The sequence below is a fragment of the Caballeronia sp. genome, assembly GCF_049581465.1.
Classification (GTDB): Bacteria; Pseudomonadota; Gammaproteobacteria; order Burkholderiales; family Burkholderiaceae; genus Caballeronia.
On sequence record NZ_JBAUSA010001326.1, the window covers coordinates 1 to 2,202 of the forward strand.

General features: G+C 59.2%; 2 protein-coding genes. One reads left to right on the forward strand and one right to left on the reverse strand.

Going from position 1 to position 2,202, the window contains the following annotated elements:
• Positions 1-224: 224 nt before the first annotated feature.
• A complete protein-coding gene (locus WCA53_RS32055; RefSeq protein WP_423921248.1) occupies positions 225-617 on the reverse strand; it encodes a hypothetical protein in 393 nt (130 codons plus the stop codon).
• A 543-nt stretch (positions 618-1,160) separates the two neighbouring features.
• Between WCA53_RS32055 and WCA53_RS32060 the strand changes: the two genes are divergently transcribed.
• On the forward strand, positions 1,161-2,180 hold the full coding sequence (locus tag WCA53_RS32060) for a bile acid:sodium symporter family protein (protein ID WP_423921252.1): 1,020 nt from the start codon (positions 1,161-1,163) through the stop codon (positions 2,178-2,180).
• Positions 2,181-2,202: the final 22 nt, after the last annotated feature.

Here is a 2,202-nt window from a genome sequence, read left to right on the forward strand (position 1 = left end):
CTCCAATCCGTCGGCGACGCCTTTGCAGAAATCGTCGAGCCGGCGGAAGGTCGCCGAGCCGCGCCACAGTTTGGCCGCCTCCACCTCCCGCCTATTTCCTTCCTGATCGCGATGAGGGTGGGGCAGGTTAAAGCGGTTCTGCTAGCGGCGAGTGTGGGGCGACAGACGAGTCCTCCTGCTCTAGCCGCGAGCAGGACTGGCCAAAACCTCCACCATGCCTCGGATTAGTTCCGATAGGGCCCATTTGCCGTCGAGCGGGGTTCATCGGCTTGCCGGCCCGCAGGATGCGCGACGCTGCGTTCTTCGTTATAGCGCGCGATGTCTGCGCGAATCGAACCGCCGCTGCGCAATTGTGGATCTTGTTCCGCGTGCGCTCCGCCCCGCACCTCCGCACTCACCGGCGTCAGTCCGGATCCAGCCGAGACGCGCTGGAAACCCCACGGTCGCGCACCGCGCTCGACCGCGTCGACCCGCCCTGCGTTACGGTTCGCGACAGGAAAGTGCGCCGCGCCTGATCCACCATGTGCTCCGGGAAACGCGCCAGAGCCGCCGCTGGCCAAGGCCACCGACGAGCAAACGCAACACGCCGCAACCAAAGCGGCAGTGGCAGCGAACATTGAGCAAATTGTCGGGCGAATCCTGGTGTGCGACATGGCGATACGACGAAACTTTCGGCTCCATTCAAGCGATGGCAAAGCAAAAGTCTACCCTCGCAACTGACCGGTCCCTGTCGGAACATCCATGCGCTGAAGTTTGGTTCGACGCAATTACGACCGGTCTGCCACTCAATTTAGGGCGAGCCGCAGTCAGAGTCGAGCCAAAAAGTGTTATGTCTTCCTGAGGGTTGTAACACCATGTTACTTCAGGAGATTTTCCGTGAACCAGCGCCGTTTTGAAGGCATTTCCGTCTGACCAAAACGACTATTTTGCGCGGGCGCAAAATACGAACTGATGGGCCAGCTTTTTATTCTAAGCATCACGATTCATGCGTTCGGCGCATAAGTCACGTACTTAAATGAATTTGCATACCGGGACACAATCCGTTCAAATATCTCCATAGACCGTTCGGCTTCGCCTGGCTCCAACAGCGCGGATGAAGTCTCTCCAAAAGCCGTCCGTTACGCGTCAGTCCAGTCACGTTCAACCAAGGCCAGTTTCCGATGCCCCGTCCTAAGCTCCTTCCCGATAACTTCACGCTTGCCCTCGTGGGTACGGTCATTTTGGCTAGTCTGCTGCCCTGCCGCGGCGAAACAGCCGTAGGCTTCAACTGGCTGACCAACGTTGCCATCGGCCTGTTGTTTTTCCTGCACGGCGCCAAACTTTCGCGCGAAGCGATCGTGTCCGGAATGACGCACTGGCGCCTGCACATCGTCGTACTGCTAAGCACGTTTGCCCTGTTTCCATTGCTCGGGCTGGCGCTTAAACCCTTGCTCACGCCCTTGGTCACACCTGCGCTCTACATGGGCATTCTGTTTTTGTGCACGCTGCCTTCCACGGTGCAGTCGTCGATCGCCTTCACCTCGATTGCCAAGGGCAATGTTTCAGCGGCGGTCTGTTCTGCGTCAGCTTCGAGTTTGCTCGGCATTTTCATCACGCCGGCACTGGTGAGTGTCGTCGTGACGACCAACGCGGGCGCATCCGGTTCGCCGTGGCACACGGTCGGCAATATCGTGCTGCAATTGCTCGTGCCGTTTATCGTGGGGCAATTGCTTCGGCCGGTGATCGGCAAATGGATTGACAAGAATCGCGGCATTCTCCGGTTTGTCGACCAAGGTTCGATCCTGCTCGTGGTCTATGTCGCGTTCAGCGAAGCGGTGAACGAGGGCATCTGGCACACGATCTCCCTTCGCGCATTCGGTGGCCTGGTCGTGGTGAATGTGATCCTGCTCGCGCTTGCATTGGTCATAACGGCTTTTGCCGCGAAGCGGCTCGGCTTCAATCGGGCGGACCAGATCACCATTATATTTTGTGGATCGAAGAAGAGCCTCGCATCCGGCATTCCCATGGCGAAGGTCATCTTCGCCTCGCATACGGTCGGGGCGGTCGTGCTCCCGCTCATGCTCTTCCATCAGATCCAGTTGATGACATGCGCGGTCCTGGCCACACGCTGGGGCGCGCGCGATATCTCCGGCGAGCGTGAGGACCTGCCCGATGCAGTAGGCGTTCCCGTGCGCCATTGACCGGCCCCGCCTCGACCGGATG